The organism is Streptomyces sp. MGP-BFMKR1, assembly GCF_057766585.1.
In genome coordinates this window covers 752064-774724 of the sequence record NZ_CM173408.1, presented here as the reverse complement: position 1 = coordinate 774724, position 22661 = coordinate 752064, and the positions used below count along the sequence as shown (strand labels likewise).

At 71.6% G+C, this 22661-nt stretch carries 19 protein-coding genes; 9 read left to right on the top strand and 10 right to left on the bottom strand.

What is annotated here, in order from left to right; translation table 11 throughout:
* Positions 1-46: 46 nt before the first annotated feature.
* Positions 47-1297, bottom strand: coding sequence for a glycosyltransferase (locus tag AC3CHW_RS02610; protein WP_488469417.1), 1251 nt, complete (start codon positions 1295-1297; stop codon positions 47-49).
* 291 nt (positions 1298-1588) lie between these two features.
* On the opposite strand from AC3CHW_RS02610, the gene AC3CHW_RS02605 reads away from it, so the two are divergent.
* Positions 1589-2371: a glutamate racemase gene (locus AC3CHW_RS02605; RefSeq protein WP_488469416.1), complete on the top strand. Its 783-nt coding sequence runs from the start codon at positions 1589-1591 to the stop codon at positions 2369-2371.
* A 107-nt stretch (positions 2372-2478) separates the two neighbouring features.
* Positions 2479-3048 carry a hypothetical protein gene (locus AC3CHW_RS02600; RefSeq protein ID WP_488469415.1) on the top strand — a complete coding sequence of 190 codons (570 nt, stop codon included), beginning with the start codon at positions 2479-2481 and terminating at the stop codon, positions 3046-3048.
* Positions 3049-3080: 32 nt separating this feature from the next.
* Here the strand turns inward: AC3CHW_RS02600 and AC3CHW_RS02595 are convergent, their stop codons facing one another.
* Positions 3081-4088, bottom strand: a complete 1008-nt coding sequence (locus AC3CHW_RS02595; RefSeq protein WP_488469414.1) for an O-antigen ligase family protein — start codon at positions 4086-4088, stop codon at positions 3081-3083.
* A gap of 350 nt (positions 4089-4438) precedes the next feature.
* Here AC3CHW_RS02595 and AC3CHW_RS02590 point away from each other — a divergent pair, with 350 nt between their 5' ends.
* A complete protein-coding gene (locus AC3CHW_RS02590) occupies positions 4439-4921 on the top strand; it encodes an NUDIX hydrolase (protein ID WP_488469413.1) in 483 nt (160 codons plus the stop codon).
* Between the two features lie 141 nt (positions 4922-5062).
* On the opposite strand, the gene AC3CHW_RS02585 is transcribed toward AC3CHW_RS02590, so the two are convergent.
* Positions 5063-6343: an MFS transporter gene (locus AC3CHW_RS02585; protein WP_488469412.1), complete on the bottom strand. Its 1281-nt coding sequence runs from the start codon at positions 6341-6343 to the stop codon at positions 5063-5065.
* Positions 6344-6398: 55 nt separating this feature from the next.
* Here AC3CHW_RS02585 and AC3CHW_RS02580 point away from each other — a divergent pair, with 55 nt between their 5' ends.
* Entirely contained in the window at positions 6399-6926 is a 528-nt protein-coding gene (locus AC3CHW_RS02580; protein ID WP_398607030.1) for a CGNR zinc finger domain-containing protein, read from the top strand.
* A 147-nt stretch (positions 6927-7073) separates the two neighbouring features.
* Here AC3CHW_RS02580 and AC3CHW_RS02575 read toward each other — a convergent pair whose 3' ends face one another.
* The 7 genes from AC3CHW_RS02575 to AC3CHW_RS02545 form a co-directional block, all read right to left on the bottom strand.
* Complete coding sequence (locus tag AC3CHW_RS02575; RefSeq protein WP_488469411.1) at positions 7074-8426, bottom strand: preATP grasp domain-containing protein; 1353 nt, start codon at positions 8424-8426, stop codon at positions 7074-7076.
* 38 nt (positions 8427-8464) lie between these two features.
* Positions 8465-8887, bottom strand: a complete 423-nt coding sequence (locus AC3CHW_RS02570; protein WP_398607032.1) for a thioesterase family protein — start codon at positions 8885-8887, stop codon at positions 8465-8467.
* A 19-nt stretch (positions 8888-8906) separates the two neighbouring features.
* The gene (locus AC3CHW_RS02565; RefSeq protein ID WP_488469410.1) at positions 8907-10052 is read right to left on the bottom strand and encodes an acyl-CoA dehydrogenase family protein; all 1146 of its coding nucleotides are present in this window, start codon (positions 10050-10052) and stop codon (positions 8907-8909) included.
* Between the two features lie 99 nt (positions 10053-10151).
* A complete protein-coding gene (locus tag AC3CHW_RS02560; RefSeq protein ID WP_488469409.1) occupies positions 10152-11399 on the bottom strand; it encodes an aminotransferase class III-fold pyridoxal phosphate-dependent enzyme in 1248 nt (415 codons plus the stop codon).
* Between the two features lie 56 nt (positions 11400-11455).
* Positions 11456-12436, bottom strand: a complete 981-nt coding sequence (locus AC3CHW_RS02555) for a 3-oxoacyl-ACP synthase III family protein (protein ID WP_488469408.1) — start codon at positions 12434-12436, stop codon at positions 11456-11458.
* 1144 nt (positions 12437-13580) lie between these two features.
* The gene (locus tag AC3CHW_RS02550) at positions 13581-15161 is read right to left on the bottom strand and encodes an amidohydrolase (protein ID WP_488469407.1); all 1581 of its coding nucleotides are present in this window, start codon (positions 15159-15161) and stop codon (positions 13581-13583) included.
* Between the two features lie 316 nt (positions 15162-15477).
* On the bottom strand, positions 15478-16800 hold the full coding sequence (locus AC3CHW_RS02545; RefSeq protein ID WP_488469406.1) for a lysine N(6)-hydroxylase/L-ornithine N(5)-oxygenase family protein: 1323 nt from the start codon (positions 16798-16800) through the stop codon (positions 15478-15480).
* A 136-nt stretch (positions 16801-16936) separates the two neighbouring features.
* Here AC3CHW_RS02545 and AC3CHW_RS02540 point away from each other — a divergent pair, with 136 nt between their 5' ends.
* From AC3CHW_RS02540 to AC3CHW_RS02520, 5 genes are all read left to right on the top strand, one after another.
* On the top strand, positions 16937-17893 hold the full coding sequence (locus AC3CHW_RS02540; protein WP_488469405.1) for a methionyl-tRNA formyltransferase: 957 nt from the start codon (positions 16937-16939) through the stop codon (positions 17891-17893).
* 171 nt (positions 17894-18064) lie between these two features.
* The gene (locus AC3CHW_RS02535; protein ID WP_488470944.1) at positions 18065-19051 is read left to right on the top strand and encodes a FecCD family ABC transporter permease; all 987 of its coding nucleotides are present in this window, start codon (positions 18065-18067) and stop codon (positions 19049-19051) included.
* Entirely contained in the window at positions 19048-20196 is a 1149-nt protein-coding gene (locus tag AC3CHW_RS02530; protein WP_488469404.1) for a FecCD family ABC transporter permease, read from the top strand. The genes AC3CHW_RS02535 and AC3CHW_RS02530 overlap by 4 nt, the downstream gene beginning before the upstream one ends.
* Before the next feature lie 121 nt (positions 20197-20317).
* A complete protein-coding gene (locus AC3CHW_RS02525; RefSeq protein ID WP_277318848.1) occupies positions 20318-20536 on the top strand; it encodes an MbtH family protein in 219 nt (72 codons plus the stop codon).
* Complete coding sequence (locus tag AC3CHW_RS02520; RefSeq protein ID WP_488469403.1) at positions 20533-22551, top strand: multicopper oxidase family protein; 2019 nt, start codon at positions 20533-20535, stop codon at positions 22549-22551. The genes AC3CHW_RS02525 and AC3CHW_RS02520 overlap by 4 nt, the downstream gene beginning before the upstream one ends.
* Positions 22552-22661 lie beyond the last annotated feature (110 nt).

The window sequence follows — 22661 nt, the reverse complement described above, 5'->3', positions numbered from 1 at the left end:
GGCCCGGACGGGTGCGCGGGGCGGCGCTCGCCGCGCCTCACCGCGCTCACGGCGCGGCCTCGGGACGGGCGTAGGTGCGCCCCTTCCAGGCCGCGCCCCGGCCCCGGTAGTGCTGGATCGCCGAATCCACCGTCATCAGCAGGTACAGCGCCGCCATGAGCGGCAGCAGCGGCGCCCACCACAGCGACTGCCGGTAGTAGCGCAGCATGGGCAGGAACGTGCCGGCCATCACCGCCCAGGCCAGCCCTCCGACCAGCCACGTCACCCGCTCGCCCCGCCAGGCCCCCACGCCCACGGCCACCGGGGGAGCGAGGTAGACCACGGCGAGCCCGACCACGGTCAGCGCCAGCAGCGCCGGGTTGTGCCGCAGTTGGGCGTACGCGCTGCGCGAGACCATCCGCCACAGCTCGCGCGGGTGCGGATAGGGCCGCACGCTGTCCACCCGCTCCGCGAGGCCGAGCCAGACGCGCCCACCGGCCGCGTGCCCGCCCGGCACGCCCGGCGCACCCGCCGACGCTCCCGCACCGCGCGCCGTCGGGCCCCGCCCGGCGCGCTTGACCACGCGCGCCAGGGCCACGTCGTCGATCACCGACTGGCGAATGCTCTCCGGGACGCGCGCCCGCTCGGCGGCGTCGGCGCGCAGCAGCACGCAGCCACCGGCCGCCGCGGCCGTCCGCGCCCCGGGGCGGTTGACCCAGCGGAACGGGTAGAGCTGGGCGAAGAAGTACACGAAGGCCGGCACGATCAGCCGCTCCCAGACCGTCTCCACCCGCAGCCGCGCCATCTGCGAGACCAGGTCGAGGTCGCGCGAGCGGGCGGCGCACACCAACTCCCGCAGGCTGTCCGGCTCGTGCGCGATGTCCGCGTCGGTCAGCAGCAGGTACTCCGGCGCGAGCTGGGCCCTGGCCAGGGTGATGCCGTGCCGCACCGCCCACAGCTTGCCGGTCCAGCCCGGCTCCAGCGCCCCGGGCGAGGCCACCACCAGCGGCAGCCCCCGCTCGCAGTTGGCGGCCAGCACGCGCGCGGTCTTCGCGGTGCCGTCGGTGCTGCCGTCGTCGATCAGGAAGACCACGGCCCGGCCCGGATAGTCCTGTTCCAGTAGGGACGGCAGGCTCATCGGCAGTACCTGCGCCTCGTCCCGCGCGGGGACGACGATGGCGACGGTGGGCCACGCCCCGTCCGCCGGCGCGCCGCGCGGCGGCAGCCTGATGTCCGTACGCCAGAAGAGACCCTGCCCCAGCAGCAGCCACGCCCAGGCGGCCAGCGAGGCCAGGGCGATCCAGGTAAGCGCGCTCACCCCTCGCAGTCTGCCCCAGTGAACGCCGTGTACGGGGGCAGTGCCCGCGATCCGGTGCGGCGGGCGCGCCAGCGCGGGCCCGTGGGGGCCGGTGTCCCGACGTGTCCCGACGTGTCCGGCCGGCGCCCGCCCCGTGGCCCGGCCCGCATCCGCCGGCGGGACGGGGTGGCCCATCGACTAAAGTGACCGGGTGCCGCGCTCAGGTGGCGTGCCGCACGGGGCCACGCGCCGCCGCCCGCGACAGCGGCCGGGCCCACCCAGCGACGGACCGGTAGGCGAGGCGGTACGGCAGTGAAGATCGCGCTCATGGACTCCGGCCTCGGCCTGCTGGCGGCTGCCGCCGCCGTGCACCGGCTGCGCCCGGACGCCGATCTCGTCCTGTCCAGCGACCCCGACGGCATGCCCTGGGGCCCGCGCACCCCCGACGACATCACCGCGCACGCGCTGGCCTGCGCCAGGGCCGCCGCCGCGCACCGCCCCGACGCGCTGATCGTCGCCTGCAACACCGCGTCCGTGCACGCGCTGCCCACCCTCCGCGCCGAGCTGGAGCCCGCGCTCCCGGTGATCGGCACGGTGCCGGCCATCAAGCCGGCCGCCGTCGGCGGCGGCCCGGTGGCTATCTGGGCGACGCCGGCGACCACCGGTAGCCCGTACCAGACCCGGCTGATCCGAGAGTTCGCCGCCCAGGTCAGCGTCGTCGAGGTGCCCTGCCCCGGCCTCGCCGACGCCGTGCAGTACGCCGACGAGCAGAGCATCGACGCCGCCGTCGGCGCGGCGGCCGGACTCACTCCACCGGGCGTACGCGCCGTCGTGCTCGGCTGCACCCACTACGAGCTGCTCGCCGACCGCATCCGGGCCGCCGTCCAGGCCAAGGCCGCCGAGCCGGTGACGCTCTTCGGCTCCGCCGACGCGGTGGCCGCGCAGGCGCTGCGCCGGATCGGCGCCCAGCCCACCCCGGACGCGGCCCCCACCGGGGCCCTGACGGTGCTGTCCAGCGGGCGCGAGTCGGCGCTGCCGGCCGAGGCGCTGGCCTATCCCGAGGGCGGCCAGCTCGTCCGCGTGGGCGCCGTCTGACCTGGGCCGGGGAGCTGCGCCGGGCCCGGTAGCGCGCCGGCGGCACGGGCGGCGTCAGGGCCTGGCCCGCACTGCCCGCGCGCGGCGCCGAGCGTAGGCTGCGCAGCATGAGGCACCCCTCCAAGGACGAGCCGCCGCGGGCAGCCGGGCAGCACGCCGAGGTATGGACCGGGCGGGCGACCAACCGGCTCCAGTGGGCGCTGGCCGCCGTCGGCGCGGCCTGCATGGCCCTCGGCATCCAACTGGCCGTCGACTCCGCGTGGACCCCCGGCCCGGTCCCGCTGCTCATGTCCGTGATCGGCTGCGTCGCCGCCGGGCTGCTCATGCTCTTCGGCACCCTCGCCTTCGTCCACGTCGCCGTCCGCGTCGACGCCGAGGCCCTGGAGGTGCGCTGCGGGCACATCGGGCTGCCGCGCTGCCGCATCCCGCTGGAGCAGGTGATCGGGGCCGAGTTCGCGCCCCGGGTCACCCCGCGCCAGTGGGGCGGCTGGGGCTACCGCTGGCGGCCCGAGCAGGGCACCGCCGTGGTGGTCAGGCGCGGCGAGGGGCTGGTGCTCAGGCTCGGCGACGGCCGCGTCTTCACGGTGACCGTCGACGACGCGGAGGCCGCCGTGCGCGTCATCCGTGGCCGCCTCCGGCCATGCGACGGCCACCCCGGCCGCCCCTCGCCCGCCTAGCCACCCCCGCCGCCCGGGCCGTGGCCGTGCCGTCAGGCGTGGGCGGCGCACTCCCTGCGCGCGCTCGCGTCCTCGCTGACCAGGTGCGCCGTGGCGACCCCGGCCAGCAACCCGGCGCCCGCGGTGACCTCGGAGAAGCTCAGCACGTTGCCCACGGCCGCCGCCACCGCGAGCGCGGTCAGCGCCGCCCCCGCGGTGAGCACCACCGGGGTCGTACGGGAGGAGCAGCGCAGCGCGTACAGCATCCAGCCGAAGGCGGCGGCGAGCAGCGCGACGCCCGGCACGCCCTGCTCGGCGGCCTGCTGGAACGGAGCGGAGTCCGGGCGGCTGGCCGGCTCGGCCGTCTGTCGCGCGGTGGGGCTCAGCTCGGCGAACCGGCCGGGGCCCGCGCCGCGCACCGGATGGCTCGCGGCGATGCCGATCGCGTCCTGCCACAGGTGCACCCGCTCCTCGGTGAGCTGGCCCTGGAGCGAGGTGGACAGGCCGGCGGGCAGCGCGCGCTCGGCGGTGGCCCAGGAGGTGCCCGTGGCCAGCGCGGCGCACAGGGCGAACCCGACGAGGCCGAGCAGCCGCCGGGGTCGCCGCGCCACCAACGAGAACAGCGCGATCGCCGTCCCGGCCAGGCCGCCGGGCACCGAGCCCACGCCGAAGGCGGCGACCACGACGGCGAGCGCGAGCAGGGCGCAGCCGACGCGCACCGGCGTGGACGTGCTGGCCCAGGCCGCGCAGCAGGCGGCGCCGACGGCGAGCGCGGCGTACGCGACGAGCAGCCCCGCGGGCCCCGGCGTGCCGGCCTGCCCCGAGTGCGGGGTCACCAGCACGAGCCCCAGGCCGACCACGGCCGCCGCCGCGGGCGCGACCACCGGCAACAGCGCCCCGACGATCCGGCCGCCCGCGTACCCCGCCGCCACCGCGAGGACGGCGAGGAGCACGCCCTCCGGCCGCGCGGGGCGACCGGCCGCGCACAGCAGCGCCCAGGCGGCGCACGCGCCGAGGATCACCACGCCGGCGCGGTCGGACCGGTGGCGCGTCGTGAGCACAGGAGACACGGCTGAAGAGACCATCCCGTCGACCCCCCGAGTCGAAGCGGGCACCGCGCGGCGGGACGAACGTCGCCTGCGGGCACGGACTTTGGGCCACCGTATCGGGTGCGGGGGAGGTTGTGGACATCCTGCGCAGAAACGATGCGGCGCCGGTGTGCGCGCCCGCGCACCGAAGCCGGCGCGCGAGGCCCGCGGGCAGCGCGCGCCGCGCCGCCCGCGCGCCGCGGGGTCGCCGGGCGGCGCTGCCGGGCCCGGGGCCCGGGGAGGACGCGGCCCGCCCGCGCCGCGCGGGCGGGGGACGGCCACCCCACGTCCGGACACCCCGGCCGGGGGCATACGCTCGGCTCATGGCTACCCCTGACTTCATCCGCACGTTGCGGGCCAGCGCCGGCCAACAGTTGCTCTTCCTGCCCGCCGTCAGCGCCATCGTCTTCGACGACGACGGCCGGGTGCTCCTCGCCCGCCGCTCGGACAACGGCCGCTGGTCGATCATCGGTGGCATCTCCGAGCCGGGCGAACAGCCGGCACGCACGGCGGTGCGGGAGGTGTACGAGGAGACGGCGGTGCACTGCGTGCCCGAGCGCCTGGTCCTGGTGCAGAGCCAGGACAAGCCGATCACCTACCCCAACGGCGACGTGTGTCAGTTCATGGACATCTGCCTGCGCTGCCGCGCCGTCGGTGGCGAGGCACGGGTCAACGACGACGAGAACCTTGAAGTCGGCTGGTTCGACCTGGACGCCCTGCCGGCGTTGGAGGAGTTCGCCACCTCGCGGATCAAGATGGCGCTGAGCGAGGGACCGGCCTGGTTCGAGGGCATCGACGAGGGGTGAGGGCGGGCCCGCCCAGCCGCGTGGTTCCGTCAGCATTGACCTGACCGACGGGTACGAGCGGCGCGCGCACGTGATGCCACGTCAACCACGAACGAACCTCACTGTCATCCTGACCTGCGAAAAGGAAGGACTGCCGGCGTATCAGGTGGGTGGCGTGTCCGTTCGTCGCGTTGTCCCGTCGGGCTCGGGAGGGGCGGCGAAGGTCGGCGCTGTGGATTTGTCGCGCGTGGCGTGCTCGCCGGCCAGAGAGAGCGTTCCGATGAGCATGGTGGTCAGGACGCAGGCAAGGAACGCCGTGCTGGGCGTGGAGGTGTGCAGCAGCACGGCTGCCATGAGGCCAGCGACCCCGTAGCCGAGCCCGGCCGCGGCGTACAGGACGGAGAACCCGGTGGCCCAGGCCGCTTGGGGGAGACGACTCTGCAGTGCGAGGTTGCGGATGACCATCAGCGGACTGAAGAGCAGGCCGCCGAGAGCGAAGGCGGTCGCGAAGGACCACGGTTGGCTGGTCAACGCTGGTAGTGCGAACGCGGCTGCGAACACGGGGAGCAGCCATGCCGTTTGGGTGAACGGCGTGCCAGGCCACTGCCGGGCCCCGTAGACGAGGCCGGAGGCGATGCTGGCGACCGCGAAGGCGGTCATGACGGGGCCCGCGAGGGCTGGTGAGGCGCCGGTGTCCGCCAGGCGAGGAGGCAGCAGGACGTCCGCGGTGCCGATGAGGAACATGATCGCGACGGACAGCAGGGCCGTGGGCCAGACGATGCGCAGGACTTCGGTGGCCCGCATTCCCGCGACGGTTTCCGTGGCGCTGGGAGCCGCGGGATCGGCGTGCGGGATGTGTCGGGCGAAAAGGAGCGGCGCTGCCGCGGACACCGCCATGACCAGGAGGACACCGGAAGCCCCGGCCCAGGTGTAGAGGACGGCCACGAGAGGTGGGGCTACGGCCCAGGTGGCCTGGCTGAGGGAGCCCTCCAGCCCGAGCGCGGCTGGTCGCAGGTGCTCCGGTGACGCGGCGGACAGCTGTGCGCGCATTCCTCCGGGGGCTCCGGATGCCGCCGCGCCCGCGAGGAAGGCGATCGCGGCCAGGAGCGCGACGGACACGTGGCCGGCGACGAGAGCGATGACCGCGAAGGCGACAGCCTCGGCGCTCAGGGAAAGGCGCAGTTGTGCGAGGAAGGGGCGGGTGTCGAAGCGGCGGCCCATCAGGGGTGCGCCAGCGGCTTCGCCGATGGCGTGGGTCGCTGCCAGCAGGCCGCCGACGGCGAAGGACTGCGCCTCGTGTCCGAGGAACACGAGGGCGAGGGGCGCCATGACGACAGGTAGCCGGATGAGGGCGGACGCCGTGTACCAGGTCTTGTGCCCGGGAAGGTCGAGAACCGCACGGAGGCTGGACTGTGGTTCGCTCGACGAACGTTTACCGGTCATAGCGATAGATGGTAACGCTCGTTGGCTGGCTCTGTTTACCACCTATCCTGGTTGCATGACTGCGTCGACGATTGAGGACGAGGACACACAGGAGCTGCGGAGCTTTCTGAACAGCTGGCTCATTCCGAACGACACGCGGACGCCAACGGAGACGCTTCCCGCCCTCGTGGAAAATCCCTCAGCGTGGCACGAGGCGTTCGCCAAGGTTCCGCTGCCGGGCGGGCGTCAGGTCGCGGGACTGCTCGTGCTGCGCGACGACCTGCGTGCCGACGTGGCCGAGGGCTCGAGTCGACGGTTGGATGGCTGGCTGGAGAAGTGCCCACTGCGGGTGCGTGTGGTGGACGGGGAGCTGGAGTTCTCCGGCGATGGCAGCCCCCAGGCATGTCTCCTCGGGCTCGCCACCCGTACGGTGCTGGAAGGCCGCTGGAAACGTCTGCGGTCCTGCCCGGACTGCAAGTGGGTGTTCTACGACCAGTCCCGGAACAACTCCCGCACGTGGTGCAGCATGTACGCGGGCAGCACGGGCCGTGCCTGCGGGAGCATCGCCAAGGTGAGACGGGCACGCGGTCGCCAGTCCGCATGAGTCGGGCGGGCTTCGCCATGCGGAGTGGAAACACCGGCCACGTTGCCACCTGGAGACCGGCGGCGTCGCGCATGACCAACCGCCGTCCGCACCGCCCCTGCGCGTGGGGCGCGGTGCGGACGGCGATCTCCTGGGCGTCCTGTTTCTCTACCGGGGCAGGTTCCGCAGCCGCCGCTCGGCTTCCTGCGCCAATTCGACGGACGAACCGTAGACGAGGTACTGCACGACCTCGTTGTACGGGGTGTCGTCGACCAGGAGGAGCGCCCCGGACTGGCCGTCCTCCCCGCTGAGCAGCGGGTCACCGTCGATGGCCTTGGCCAGGGCGGTGAAGTCGCGGCAGGGGAGATCGTTGCGCGTGAGGAGGGTGTACTTCCTCATGTAGTCAGGTCCGAGGACACGTACCGCGGCGTGGTGGAGGTGGGTGCAGCCGCCGACTCGGGCGTTGACCTCGCTGAAGTACAGCGTTCCGTCCGGAGTCAGGATCGAGTCGCAGTTCACCAGACCTCGGTAGCCGGTGGTCTGGAGGTAGCTGGCCATCTTCGCCGACCACATGAGCATGTCGGCCTCGACCGCTCGCGGAAGGTCCAGCGGCGGCAGCTCGAAGCCGTTCCAGACCGGTTCCATGCGCATCCCGCCCCAGTTGAGGATCTCGGGCTCCTTCGGCGGGGCGGGAACGTGGACCTCGCTGTAGAAGGTCAGGCTCCTTCCGTAATAGACCTCCACGACGGCCTCGGTGGGGCGTAGACCGGCGGGGAAGTCCCTGGTCTGCTCAACCGTCGGAAAGGACTCCGCGAGCAGCCTGTCGATCTCGGACTCAACGGTTCCCGGGGCGATGACGTGCACGATGGACACTCCGATACCGGGAAGCTCACCGTCGGTCGTGAACAGGACGTTCCCCATGCCGCTGGCACTGAAGTCCTGCTTGACGATGACCGACCCGGTCTCGGGCAACAACTCGGCTACCGCCGCGGCTGTGGCGGCACGGTTGCGCGTGACCTGGCCGCGGGGGACCGGTACGCCCAGACCGCTGCTCCACGCGCGGAAGAAGGACTTGCTGTTGAAGATGTCGCTCCCGCCCTCGGCGAAGAACGGCGGGTTCGCCTCATCGTCGAGGCCGAGCCGTCTGCCGAGGGTGGCGATCGTCCGATCGTGGATGTAGGGCGTCAGCGACCAGTCGGGGCCGACGATCTGCCGCAGCCGTTCGAGCATTCCGGGCTCGAACAGGCTGGGATGGTCCAGGAACTCCGAGCCCGAGGCGTTCTTGTCATGGGTCAGGAAGGTGACGGTCCGCAGGTCGAGGCCGAGAACACGTTCCAGGTACTGAAGGAAATCAGGGGTGAGAGGGCGGTCGGTGAGCATGGCGTCGCCCTCGTGCAGCAGCCAAGCCGTTCGGGTGGATTCGGCGTGGCGCTTGTTCAGTACCTTCGGCGAGAAGGAGTCGACCGAGCTCTGGTAGGTGTACTCGGTGGTAGCGTTTCCGATAACGAGCTGCTGGCGCACAGTGTGCTCCTACGCGACGTGGGTGCGACGGACGACTGTCAGCTATGCGTGCGGTGGGCGAGCTTCTCGACGAACCTGGGGCGGTCAACGACCGCCCGCTCGTGCTGGCCTCGCAAGACCGTGTCCACGGAGTCGTGGCCCACCACGTCGAAGACCAGACGCCGGCCTTCGACGGCGGTGAGCTCGGCGGTGAGGGTCACGGTGTCCCCGGTGGGAGTTGGCGCCAGGTGCTGGGAAGCGTGACTGAGGCCGACCGTCATGGAAGGTTCCGTCACGGCGTCGCCGAGCACCTTCATCGCGGCGATCTCGCTCAACCACAGCAGCACGGGCGTGGCGAGAACATCGATGTCGTTCCCCCACTGGCGCGCCGAGTCGGCCTCGGTGACGACGTGGGTCAGGGTCGCCGTGCGGCCGACGAGCGCGGCCAGATCGGTGCGCGGGACGGGCTGGGACGAGTTCATGATCACTCCATGGGAAGGGTCAGTGGGTGGAGGAGAGTCGGCGCATCTGGTTGAAGACGTTCTTGCGCTGTATCTCGGCCGTGCCCCCGGCGATCACCGTCCCCAAAGCGTCCTTCAGGGCCTGGGTGTGCGGGCCTTCCATGTAGCCGCGGTGACCCATGACCCGCAGCGCGGTCTCGGTGCCCAGCTTCAGGGTCTCGCCGGCGTGGTACTTGGCGACCGAGCACATCAGCGACGTCTGGGGCGACTCCTTCAGGAGAGCGTCGAGCGCCCCGTAGGAGACCCAGCGGGTGGCCTCAACCGCGAACTTCGCGTCGGTTATGCGCCCTTGCACGTACTGGTGGTCCGCGATGGGGACGTTGAACGCCGTTCTGGAGCGTGCGTAGGCAAGCACGTCCTCGAGCAGCGGGTCGAGGTACGCGGCGGCGAGAACGCCGTACAACAGTCGGTCGAGGGAGATCGTGTTGTAGATGGCTTCGATACCGGCGCCGATGCCGCCGATGATGTTCTTGGCGTCCACGCGTACCTGGTCGAAGGTGATGGGGCCGGTCGGGCTGGTGCGGTTGCCCATCATGTTCTCGACGGGACCTCTGGTGACGCCCTCGGAGCGCAGGTCCAGCAGGAACAGGGTGATGTCCCGGTCTCCGTGCTCGGGTACGCGGCCGAGGGTCAGGGCCACGTCCGCCACGGGCCCGTTGGTGATGTGGTCCTTGTGCCCGCTCAGGAGAAAGTGCCCCTGGTGCTGGCGGGCCGCCGTGCGTATCCGGGTCACGTCGGACCCCCCGGTGGTCTCCGTGAGCGCGGTGGCGCCGACGGAGCCGCTCATGAGGGGAGGCAGCCAGGTTTCCTTCTGCTCATCCGTGCCGTAGAGCAGGATCGACCGTATGAGTCCTGCCTGAGCCACCAGTGACAGGTTGAAGCCCAGATCGCGGCCGCCGGCGGCGATCCCCTCGAAGGCGGCGACGAAATCCCACCAGGTGCCTCCGGTGCCGCCCCACCGGACGGGCACAGGAAGTCTCCACAGACCTTCATCGCTCAGTTCCTGCCACGAGTCACGGTCCAGGCGGCCGTCGGCGGCGCAGCTCTCGGCTCGCTTGCCCACCGAATCCGCAGCCATCCCCATGTACCGGGGACGTAGGGCGGAGTCCGCGAAATGACTGATCATGTGAGTGTCCTTGGTCGTTGTGAGGTTCGGACGCGGGTGTGCCGGGCGAGGAGGGGCGGGGCAAGGGGAAGGGGCGCCGGCAGACGGACGCGACCGGCATCAGGAGCCCGGAGTCGGCGAGAGGCACGACAGTGCGCCGTCGAGCCGACGAGCCAGTTCGTCGAGTTCCGCGTCGGTGCTCGTCAGAGGCGGGGCGATGAGTACGGACTCCGTGACCGGAGTGCAGCCCGCGGGGTACACCAACAGCCCCTTGGCGCGCGCGGCTTCGGTCAGGTCCAGGCTGATGCCCGGGAAACGCTCCGGATCGCCGTGCAGTCCCAGCCCCCTCTGAAGACCGGTGCCCCGGACGTCCTTCACCAACGGATGACGTTGGCAAAGCCGCTTCAGCAGGCCAGCCAGGTGCTCACCGGCCACCGCGGCACGCGCCGCCAGGTCATGGGTCACCAGGTACTCGGTGACCGCCAGCGCCGCTGCCGCGGCGAGCGGCGCCCCTGCCATGGTGTGACCGAAGACCAACGAGCTGACCGGCCGGTCCAAAGCCCGCACGATCCTGTCGGATACCAGCACCGCGGAGATCGCCGCGTAGCCAGCGGATATCCCCTTCCCCAGCACCATCACGTCGGGGGTGATGCCGGCGTGGTCACACCCGAACCAGCGGCCGGTGCGACCCATCCCGGTCATGACCTCGTCGGCCACCAACACGAACCGCTGCTCGTCCGCCGCATGGCGGAGGAAGCGCAGCACCTCCGGATCACAGGGAGCCGCGCCACTCGCCGCGCCGCCCACGGGCTCGATGATCACCGCTCCCAGCCGGGCGGGGCCGATCCTGTCGACTGCCTCTTGCCAGTCCTCCACGCTCGCTCGCAGAGCACCGTTCTTCGGTCGTACCCGCGCAACGGTCGCCTGGTTGGCGAGCAGGGACTGTAGATCCTTCCTGCGCAACGGATGCCCTGACGCTCCCAGTGCGCCGGCCGTCATCCCGTGGTAGCTCGGCTCCTCGGTCAGGACGACACACTTCAGCGGATTGTGCTTGCGCGCGTGTAAGAGCGTGACGAGACGGAGCGCCATCTCGATCCCCTCCGAACCGGAGTTGGTGAACTCCACGTGGTTCAGATCCCCGGGGGCGAGATCCACCAGTCTCTCGGTGAGCTCCAGCAGGGGCTGTGACCTGAACTGGGTGCGGTAGACGAAATTCACTCGGTCCAACTGCTCGTGCATGCGCTTGGTGATGTCCGGCAGACCGTGACCCAGGTTGACGTTGATGGCTCCGGAGCACCCGTCCAGATATTCCCTGCCCTCGGTGTCGAACACGAAGACTCCGGATGCGCGGCTGACAACAGGCAACACGAGGTGACCTCCTATAGCGACGGAAAAGCGATGTCTGGAACGATCTTCTGAGTGGTTCAGAACCAGGTCAGGCACATGGCCGCAGCGGTCATCCCGCCGCCGACCGATGCCAGAAGAACCCGCTCGCCGCGGCGCAGCCGACGCTGATCGTTCTCGCGGGCGAGAGTCAAAGGAATCGAGGCCGCTGCCGTATTTCCCCAAAGAGGTGCGGTCAACGCGACTTTCCCTGTCGCTATTCCCAGCTCCGCGGCGAGCGACTGCACCATGCGGGTATTGCCCTGATGGAAGACGACCCGGTCAAGGTCGCCTATCGACAGGCCGGCCTGAAGTAACGCCTCGTGTACGACCTTCGGGACGAACTGCAGCGCCCATTCCCTGACAGCACGACCCTCCATCCGAAAGAACCGACCACCTGACGCGACAGCTTCGGCATTGAGAGGGGAACGTGACCCCCCACCCTCGACCCGCACGTACTGCGATGCGGAGCCATCCGCGATCAAGGACCGCCCCTGGATCCCGTAACCGTCAGGAACCTGCCCCAGGAGCACCGCTCCCGCGCCATCACCGAAAAGGCTGACGGTGCGTGGATCGGACTTGTCCATGATCGAGGAGAACTTGTCCGAGCCGATGATCAGCGCGTTCCCTGTGATGGAGTGCGCGGACATCAGCCCTTCACCCACCGACAGCGCGTAAAGGAAACCCGAGCAGACCGCATTGACGTCGAAGGCGGGGATCGGGGGGAGGCGCAGGCCCGACTGGACGAAGCTGGCTGTCGCGGGTTGCGGCTGATCCGGCGTGGCGGTGGCCACGATGACCGCCCCTACGTCCTGCCGCACCGAATCGTCTCGCAGGAGGGGTTCGGCAGCGCGAACGGCGAGGTCAGACGTCGCGAGCTCGTCTGCTGCGTACCGTCGCTCAAGAATGCCGGTCCGGCTTTCGATCCACTCCTCGCTCACTCCGGTCTCACTGGCGATCTCGGAGTTGCTGATCACCCTTTTCGGTATGTACCCGGAGACAGAAACAATCCCGACTGGCATGCGTCTACCCCTTGGTAGGAAAGTCATCGATTCAAAAAGCTTACCAGTGAAAACTTACAGCGGTAAACGCGTGGTGGCATTTTACGCCAGCGTCTCACGAGCAATGCGTCCGGTTTCGCGCGCGCTCGTCTGGCGGCGTGATTCACGTCGCTGAGAGGGGGTCGAATGCGTCACGGATGGATGTTCAGTTCTGCTGATTCGGGGCACCGGTTGGCTGTTGGCCTCGATGGGCTCTCGGCGCATCAACAACGCGGATCAGCTCTGGATGGCGGTTCCCACGAGGAGGCGTGTCCGGCCATGCGTCACGCGCCACTGAGCCCGAATGCCTGTGATGTCGCCCTGATCGTGTCAGTTGTTTCACGGGGCGGCCGTTGGCTATGTGAACTCGTCAATGGCGTGTAGTGGGTCCTGGATCCCCTTGTCGTCGCCCTCGATATCGGCGGCAAGTTGGTCGAGTTTCGCGGTATCGAGGCTTCCGATTTCCCGCTGCCCTCTGCGTTCGCGGGAACGCGACCGGAGAGGGGGGCGCCTTCGGTGCCCGGGTCCGGGTACGGAGGAAAAGAGAAGGTTGTTGACGCGTGTTCCGGGGCAGCACGGCGCGGGCAACGGTGACTGCCTGCGTCACGGTGGCGCCGGCCGGCACGGTCAAGGCGCTGAGCAGCCTCCCGAGCGTGATGACCAGAAGGCGGATAAGGGCGGTACGGGGTTTGAGGACCTGCCCCGAGGGCGGTGGCGGCGCGAGTAACGAGGTTGCCATGTGTGCTCGTGTCCTTCCACGGTCACTGAACGCACCCCAGAAAAGCGGCGTGCGAGTGACAGCGTTCGCATGACTCGTGGGCGACGCTAGTCGCATTGGCCCGAAGCGTGGAGTCAGAAACCGACCGGCGGCGCAAGACGACAGGTTGTTGCACGAGGAAGTCATGGGGCGAGAAACGTGCACGCGCCCGCGACAGCGTGCGGTTGGTTGGTGTCCACCCTGGGCTGAGCATGCCGGGTTCGTCGTCGGCTGCGCCGCCAACAGGTGCTGCTCAGGCTGGCGAGAGCGGGGTTTCGGCGGGGTGCTCCGGTAGACCGCCACCCCGCCGAAGGGCGGCGAGGCACGAGGTGGCGACGTGAGCTTCTGCGATGTGCCAGGCCCGCGCCCTCACCCCAGCCCCACCCCGCCGTACACCGGCACGCCCGCCGAGAACGTGGTCAGCACCTCGATGGCGCCGATCCGTGACGGGGCGACCCGGTGTGGGTCGTCGGAGAGGACGACGAGGTCGGCGTGGTTGCCGGGGGTGAGGCTGCCCAGCGCGTGTTCCCAGTGGCAGGCGCGGGCCGCGTCGATCGTGTAGGCGCGCAGGGCCTCGTCGACCGAGAGGCCCTCGTCCGGGCCGATCACGCGGCCCGAGTGGGACCGGCGCTCGACCATGAACTGGATGGCCCGCAGCGGGGCGCCCACGGTCACGGGGCGGTCGGAGCTGCCGGCGAGGGGGATGCCGTGCGTCCGGAAGGCACGGCCACGGTAGAGCCAGTCGGCCCGGTCGGCGCCCATGAGCTGTGCGTAGTCGTCGCCGAAGCTCCACAGGAAGGAGGGTTGGACGACCACGGTCGCCCCGCTGCGGGCCAGGCGCGGGAGTTGGTCGGGCCGCACGAGGCCGGCGTGCTCGATGCGGTGCCGGGCCCCAGGGCGCGGCCTGAGCCGCTGGGCCTCGGCCAGTGCGGACAGGGCTACGTCCACGGCCCGGTCGCCGATGGCGTGGATCGCGAGCTGCCAGTCGGCCAGGTGCCCGGCCACGATGGTCGCCGTCAGTTCGGCCGGGTCGGCGAACAGCGCGCCGCCGTGGTCGAGCCCGACATACGGCCTCGTCAGCGCGGCCGTGCGCGGCATCATCCCGCCGTCGGTGAAGACCTTGAGCGCGCCGATGGCCAGCCGGTCGTCGCCGAGCCCGGTGCGCAGGCCCAGGTCGATGCCGTGGCGCAGCCCGTCGTCGGGATGGGCGGCCACCTCGCGTAGCAGGTCGGCGGCGACCATCAGCCGCATGCGCAACGGCAGCTGGCCGGCGTCGTGGGCGCGCTGGTAGGCGGCGAGTTCGATGGCGCTGTGCGCGATCAGGCCGCCGCCGATGCCGGCCTCGGCGGCGGCGGTGACGCCCTCGGTGAGGCAGGCGCGGCCGGCGTTCTCGATCGCGTCGGTCAACTCGGCGAGCGAGTACGGCATCCGCGCGGCGCGCGCCGCCGCCATGCCGCTCTCCGCGAGCAGCCCGTCGTGGTGCGCCGTGCCGGGTGGCAGCAGCGCCAGCACGGCGCTGCTCACGACGCACGCGTGCCCCGAGCGGTGGGCGACCAGGACCTTTCGGCCGCCGCCCGCCTCGTCCAGTTCGGCGGCGGTCAGGTCCCGGCCGAGTGGGCGCTGGTCGTAGTCGGCGACGTCGACCCAGGCGTCGGGTGGCGCGTGCGCGGCGGCCCGGCGGATGACGGCCAGGACGGAGGCCGCGTCGCGTTGGCCCGCGACGCTGGTGGCGCGGGCGGCCAGGCCGGTCCAGGCGAGGTGGACGTGCGCGTCGATGAAGGCCGGCAACACGGTGGCGCCGGCGAGGTCCACCTCGTGCGCGGCGGGCAGGTCGGCGATCGCCTCGTCCACGCCGACGATCCGGCCCCGCCAGATGCCCAGCGAGCGAGCCCGGGGGCGGGAGCGGTCCATGGTGTGGAAGGCGCCGTTGGTGAGCCGGAGATCGAGCATGTCGCTCGCCTTCGCTGGGGGGCGCCGCCGGGGGCGCGCGGGGTCGCGGGCGCGGCGAGGCGCCCGCGTGGGCCCTGCCCCGTACGTCGACCGACGAAACCGTACGGCGGTGGTGGGGTGGAACGGGGGCAGCCCCGCGTGCGGCGGCCTGCCGGCCGGTGCGGGCAAGTGGCGTACGCGCGCGGCGCGTTGGGGTCGGCGCGCCCCGCCTCCTCTCTGGTGGGGGTGGGGGTGGGGCGTGGGGCGCGCCGGGCCGCGTGGGGTGTCGCCGTTCGGTCGTACGGCGAGCGGCGGACGGTGGGGGTTGGGGGGCGGGTCAGACGCGGGGCTTGGACGGCTCTGGTCGGTGGCGGCGGCTGAGGAGCGAGTCGCGTATCTCGCCCACCCTGACGGCCGTGTGGGACAGCAGGGTGGAGGTGATGCCGTGGGTGTGTTCGGTGGAGCCCTGGAGGTAGATGCCCGCCGTCACGTGATCGGCGACGGCCACCCGGTGGTCGCGGGTGACGCTCAGCTCGCCCCGCTCGTCGCGCAGGCACAGCGTGCCCGCCTCGCCGAGCAGCGGGCCGGGGTCCGGCGGTTGGTAGCCCGTGGCGTACACCAACAGGTCGGCGTCGAGCACCTGTTGTTCGCCGGTGGGCAGGAACTCCACGGTCATGCGCAGGCCGTCGGCGTCGGACTCCACGGAGCGCAGCCGGGACACGTTGAGCATCCGCAGCCGCTCCTTGCCCTGGACCCGCTCCTGGTACTGGGTGCGGTAGAGGGACTCGATCAACTCGATGTCGACGGCCGAGTAGTTGGTGCTGCGGTGGTAGCCGAGCAGGGACTTCTTCACCTCGGTCGGCGCCTGGTAGTAGGCGTCCACCGCCTCCGGGTCGAAGATCCGGTTGGCGAACGGGCTGTCGTCGGCCGGCGTGTAGCCGTACTTGGCGAACACCGCGCAGACCTCCGCATCGGGGAAGGCGCGGTGCAGGTAGCCGACGGTCTCGGCGGCGGACTGGCCGGCGCCGAGCACGACGACGCGGTGCAGCGGTTGACCCGCCAACTCGGTGACCCGGGGCACCAGATCGCGGTTGTGCAGCACGCGGTCCGAGAGCGGCGCGCCCTCCGGCAGGCGGTGTCGCATGCCGGTGGCCAGGCAGATGTCGCGGGCGCGCCGCACGTGCAGGGCGTCGCCCTCGCGGCTGGTCACGTCGAAGTAGCGCACCTCGCCGTCGACCGTCACCGGTGTCACCGCGACCACCTCGGCCGAGTAGTCCACCAGGTGGGCCAGCCGGCCGGCCGCCCACTCGAAGTAGTCGTGGAACTCGATGCGGAGCGGGAAGAGCGTCTTCTGGTTGAGGAAGTCGACCAGGCGGCCCTGTTCCTTGAGGTAGTACAGGAAGCTGTAGTCGCTGGTGGGGTCCCGCATCGTGACCAGGTCCTTGGGAAAGGACACCTGCATGGTCGCGTCGTCGATGAGCATCCCCCGGTGCCAGCCGAACGTGGTCTGTTTCTCGAGGAATCGGGCGCGGATGTGGTCCTGGGTCCGGGCGTGGGTGTTGTGCTCCTCAATCGCGATGGCGAGCGCCAGGTTGGACGGCCCAAAGCCGATTCCTAGCAGGTCGTAGATGGTTTCCGTGTCGCTGCTGACATGGTTCAACGCAGCATCGCCTCCCTAGCCGGGGCAATCCTAGGTAAGGTTAGCCTTGCCTTGCAACGGCGGTGTGGCTCGTTCAGGTCACGCCATTCCGGCTGGCGTATGACGGAGCGTCATCCAACTCCAAGGGAGCTGCTGTATGCGGATCGCCATGTTCGGCTACCAGACCTGGGGGCACCGCACGCTGCGTGCGCTGCTGGATTCGGGGCACGAGGTATGCCTGGTGGTGACCCACCCCAAGAGCGACCACGTCTACGAGAAGGTGTGGGACGACTCGGTGGCCGACCTGGCGGCCGAGCACGGCGTCCCCGTCGTGCTGGCCAGCCGGCCCGACGCCGAACTGGTCGAAACCCTCGGCGAGAGCGCCCCCGACCTGATCGTCGCCAACAACTGGCGCACCTGGATACCGCCGGAGATCTTCGACCTGCCTCGGCACGGCACCCTGAACGTGCACGACTCGCTGCTGCCCGGCTACGCCGGCTTCTCGCCGATCATCTGGGCGCTCATCAACGGCGAACCCGAGGTGGGCGTCACCGCGCACCGGATGGACGCCACCCTGGACGCCGGCGACATCCTGCTCCAACGCTCCGTGCCGGTGGGCCCCACCGACACCGCCACCGACCTCTTCCACGCCACGGTGGACCTGATCGCCCCGATCGTCACCGAGGCCCTCGAACTCATCGAGTCGGGCAAGGCGGAGTGGACGCCACAGGACCCCTCGAAGGCCAGCTTCTTCCACAAGCGGGCCCTTGAGGACAGCCGGATCGACTGGAGTTGGCCGGCCGAGGACCTGGAGCGGTTGGTGCGCGCCCAGTCTGACCCGTATCCCAACGCCTTCACCTACCACCGGGGGCAGCGGCTGCGGATCGTCTCCGCGGGGCTCTCCAGGGGCGCGTACGGCGGCACGCCGGGGCGGATCTTCATCAAGGAGGGCGACGGCGTGGTCATCGTTGCTGGCTCCGAGGCCCGCCGTGGGCGCAGCCGGGGGCTGCTGGTCAGGCGCGTACGCACCGAGGACGGTACGGAGTTGGCGGCGACCGACTACTTCCGCACCATGGGTGGCTACCTGCGCGGCCAGCCGGAAACGGCTGGGTGAGTCACCGCCGTGGCACAGCCAACCGCCGGGCCGCCGGGCCCGGCCCGTCACCCGGGCGCCGTGGCCTCGCCGCCGGCGCCCGGGAGCCCCACGCCGGGCCGTGACCGTGCTCGGGCCCACGCCGCCGGCGGCCGGGAGGCCGCGCCCGACGGCGGCGCGGGCCGCGCCGCCCTGCGCGGCGGCGGACTGCTGGTCCTGGGCGGGCTGCTCCTGCTGCTGACGGTGGTCAGCACGTGGGTGGGGACCAAGGACACCTCGCTGGCCGAGGTGTGGCGGGCGCTGTGGTCGGACGACGGCTCGTACACCACCGAGGTGATCAGGGAGCTGCGGCTGCCGCGCACCATGGTGGGCCTGATGGCCGGCGCCGGGCTCGGCGCGGCCGGGGCGATCATGCAGTCGCTGACCCGCAACCCGCTGGCCGACCCCGGGCTTCTGGGGGTCAACGCCGGCGCGTCGGCCGCGGTGGTCTTCGGGCTCGGCGTGGTCGGCGTGAGCGGCTACCCCACGCTGGTCTGGTTCTCCTTCGTCGGGGCCGCGCTGACCACCGTCGTCGTCTACGTGCTGGGGGCCTCCGGGCGCGGTGGCGCCTCGCCGGTGCGGCTCGCGCTGGCCGGCGCCGCGATCAGTGCCAGCCTGAGCGGGCTGATCGCCGGGCTCACCGTCTTCGACGCGGCCACCTACGACTACCTGCGGTTCTGGATGGTCGGCTCGCTCGCGGGGCGGTCCTCGAACCTGGTGCCCCAGATGCTGCCGTTCGTGACCGTGGGGCTGGTGATCGCGCTGTTGCTGGCCCGGCCGCTGAACGCGTTGGCGCTCGGTGACGACCTGGGGCGGGCGCTGGGCGCCAGGATCGCGCGGACCCGACTGCTCGGGGTGGTGGCGGTGACGCTGCTCACCGGTACGGCCACCGCCGCGGCCGGCCCGATCGGCTTCGTGGGACTGGTCATTCCGCTGGTCGCGCGCTGGTTCACCGGCCCTGACCTGCGCTGGGTGCTGCCGTACTCGATGCTGCTGGCGCCCTGTCTGCTGCTGGGCGCCGACATCGTGGGGCGCGTCGTGCTGCCACGGGGGGAGTTGGAGGTCGGCGCGGTGACCGCCGTGATCGGGGCGCCGGTGTTCATCGCGATGGTGCGCCGCCGCAAGGAGGTGTCGCTGTGACGGCCACGGGCGTGGCGCCGCGCGAGCGGGCCGCGAAGGGGGGCGCGGGCACCCGGCCGGTGCGCCTGTGGTCGGGGCGGGTCTCCTTCCGTACGCACCCGCGCACCGCCTGGGTGTGCGGCGTCGGGCTGCTGGTCAGCGGGTTGCTGCTGACCGTGAGCCTGTGCGTGGGGGCCTATCCGGTGCCGGTGCCCGACGTGGCGCGGGCCCTGTTCGTCGGCACCGGTGATCGGCTCGCGGTGCACTTCGTCAACCAGGAGCGGCTGCCGCAGGCGCTGCTCGCGATCCTGGTGGGCGGGGCGCTGGGGATCAGCGGGGCCGTCTTCCAGAGCCTGTCCCGCAACCCGTTGGCCAGCCCGGACGTCATCGGCTTCAACAGCGGGGCGGCCACCGGGGCGATCGTGGTCATCGTCGCCTTCGGCGGCAGCGCGGCCCAGGTGGCCACGGGCGCCATCGGCGGCGGGCTGCTGACGGCCCTGGTGGTGTACCTGCTGGCCAGCAAGGGCGGGGTGCACGGGGTGCGGCTGGTGCTGATCGGACTCGGGGTCACCGCGATGCTCGGCTCGGTCAACTCGTACCTGCTCACCCGCTCCACCCTCAACAGCGCGCAGAACGCGCACATCTGGCTCATCGGCACGCTCAGCGGCCGGACCTGGGGCTCGGTGCGGACGATGGTTCTCGCCCTCCTGGTGCTGCTGCCGGCGACCGTGCTGCTCGGGCGGCGACTGCGCATGCTGGAGCTGGGAGACGAACTGGCCAGCGGTCTCGGGTTGCGGGTGAACCGGGCCCGGCTGGCGCTGACGGTGCTCGGCATCGGGCTGTGCGGGGTGGCGGTGGCCAGCGCGGGGCCGGTGCCCTTCGTGGCCCTGGCCGCCCCGCAGATCGCCGCCCGGCTGACCAGGTCGCCCGGGGTGAGCGTGGCCGCCGCGGGGGTGACGGGGGCCGCGTTGCTGTCGGCCGCGCACCTGGCGTCGAACCAGTTCTTCGCCGTGCTGGCGTGGGTGGGGGACCGGGTGCCGTGGCTCGCGGTGGTGGACGACAGCCAGCGCAACAGCCAGTTGCCGGTGGGCGTGACGACGGCCGTGCTCGGCGGGCTCTATCTCGCCTGGGTGCTGTTCAACCGGCGCGGCGAGGGACGGCGTTAGCCGTTCCGCGATGTGAACCAGCACTCCTTTGCGGCTCTTGAAGCAACCGAAAAAGCAAGGTTAGGCTTACCTAAATTGCGGGTCCGGGTGTCACGGGCCGGCCGACGACGTGGAGGTTTCGGTGACCAATCCGTTCGAGGACGAAGACGGGGTGTACCTGGTGCTCGTCAACGATGAGGGCCAGCACTCGCTGTGGCCCAACTTCGTTGACGTACCCGAGGGTTGGACCGTCGTCCACCCCGAGGACACCCGGCAGGCGTGCCTGGACTACATCGAGCAGAACTGGACCGACCTGCGGCCCAAGAGCCTCATCGCGAGCATGGCCGACGACCCGTCATGAGCTTCACGCCGAAGCCCCGTAGCGGCCTGGGCAGACGGCACTTCCTCGCCGGCGCCAGCGCCGTCGGCGGGCTCGCCATCGGGGTCGCGGCGGCGGTGCCGGGGGCCTCGGCGGCGCGCGCCGCCGGCCCCCGGCCCGACCTGATGACCGCCGCGCTCGGCACCCCCGTACGGGACCTGCCACACCTGCCGGCCACCCGTCCGGCGGGCGCCGCCGCGGCTCGGGCGGCCCGGGCGGCGACGGCCCTGCGCACCCTGAGACCCTTCCTCGACCCGCTGCCGATCCCGCGCGTGCTGCGCCCGCGCGGGACGCTCACGCTGCCGCTGGAGCGGGCCCGGGTACGGCTGCACCGCGCGCTGCCCGCCACCCACCTGTGGACCTACGGCGGCAGCCACCTCGGGCCCACCATCGAGGTGCGGCGCGGCCGGCGGCTGCGGGTCGCCTGGGAGAACCACCTCGAAGGCGACTTCCCGGTGACCGCGGTGCGGGTGCCCTTCGCGTACGACCCCGAACAGCCGCTGATGTGGGACCGGCCGGGCCGTGAGGGTGGCGCGCCCCGTCAGGAGGTCGCCGCGCTCCCCCCGTGGGCCGTGGTCCACCTGCACGGGGCGGTCACCGGCGGCGGCAACGACGGCTGGGCCGAGAACGCGGTCTCACCCGGACACGCCCAACTGGCCGAGTACCCCAACGACCAACCCGCCGGCCACTTCTGGTACCACGACCACGCCATGCACATCACGCACCTGAACGTGATGACCGGGCTCGGCGCCGGCACCTACCTCATCCGCGACGAGGAGGAGGACGCGCTGGACCTGCCGGCGGGCGAGCACGAGATACCCCTGGTCTTCCACGACCGCAACCTCGACGCCGACGAGAGCGGCGAGCTGACCGGTGACCTGCTCTACAAGGGCATCGTCGTCGCCGACGACCCGTACGAACTGGTCCGGCCCTTCACCGGCCCCTTCACCCTCGTCAACGGGGTCATCTGGCCCCACCTGGACGTCGAGGCCCGCTGGTACCGCTTCCGGGCCCTGAACGCCGCCAACAACCGGCCCTACCGGCTGCGCGTCGTGGACGAGGACGACAGGCCCATCCCGGCGGGCGCCTTCCTCCAGATCGGCGGGGACGCGGGCCTGCTGCCGAGGCCCGTCCCGCTGGGGGAGGGCATTACCCTCACCCCGGCCGAACGCGCCGACCTGCTGGTGGACTTCCGCGCGCTGCGCGGGCACAGGCTGCGGCTGGTCAACGCGCTGCCCGAGCCGGGCGCCAGGCCCGACATGATGGAGTTCCGCGTCGCCTCGCGCGCCAGCCACGGCGGCGCCACCGCCCCCGCGCCGGGCACGACCCTCTCGCCCTCCTACCGCCGGCGCAACGAGGCGGACGTGGCCGACGCGACCTCACGCATGGTCGTGGTCACGCCGGTCTACCCCAAGGACCCGGAGCTGTGGGAGATGGAGCGGGTCAAGGCGCCCGACGGGCCCTTCCCCATCGACGGCGTGATCCAGTTCGAGCACCCCGACGGCACCGTGCACACCTACAAGCGGGTCTCCAACACCTTCGACGACCCGGTGCGCTTCACCGTGCCCAGCGGCTCCACCGAGCGCTGGAGCTTCCTCAGCCTGGAGAAGTCCGAGGGCAGCTACCCACACCCGATGCACCTGCACGCGGTCGCCTTCCAGGCACTCGGCCGGGACCGGTATGACGTCAGCACCTTCGAATTCTTCGAACTGCCCGGCGGCGGCTACGGCGCCGGCACCACCTCACCCCTCAAGCGCAAGGGCGGCGGCACGCTCACCCCCGGCGAGCGCGGACCGAAGGACGTCATCAGCCTCGGCCCCGGCGAAATGGTCAACGTGGCCGCCGAGTTCACCGGCCCCGCAGGCCGCTTCATGCACCACTGCCACATCTACGAGCACGAGGACATGATGATGATGCGCCCCTTCGTCGTCATGCCGCCCGAGGTGCTCGCCGCCGCGCCGCCCGGCCACGGCGCCGGCCCGGCCCACGGCCACTAGCCCCGCAGTCCCCGGGTCCACCCACCGCCGCACGGCGCCACCGCACCCCCCGCCGCCCGCCCCCGGGCGGACGGTTCCCTCCGCGCGCCCGGCCACCGCCGCGCCCCGTT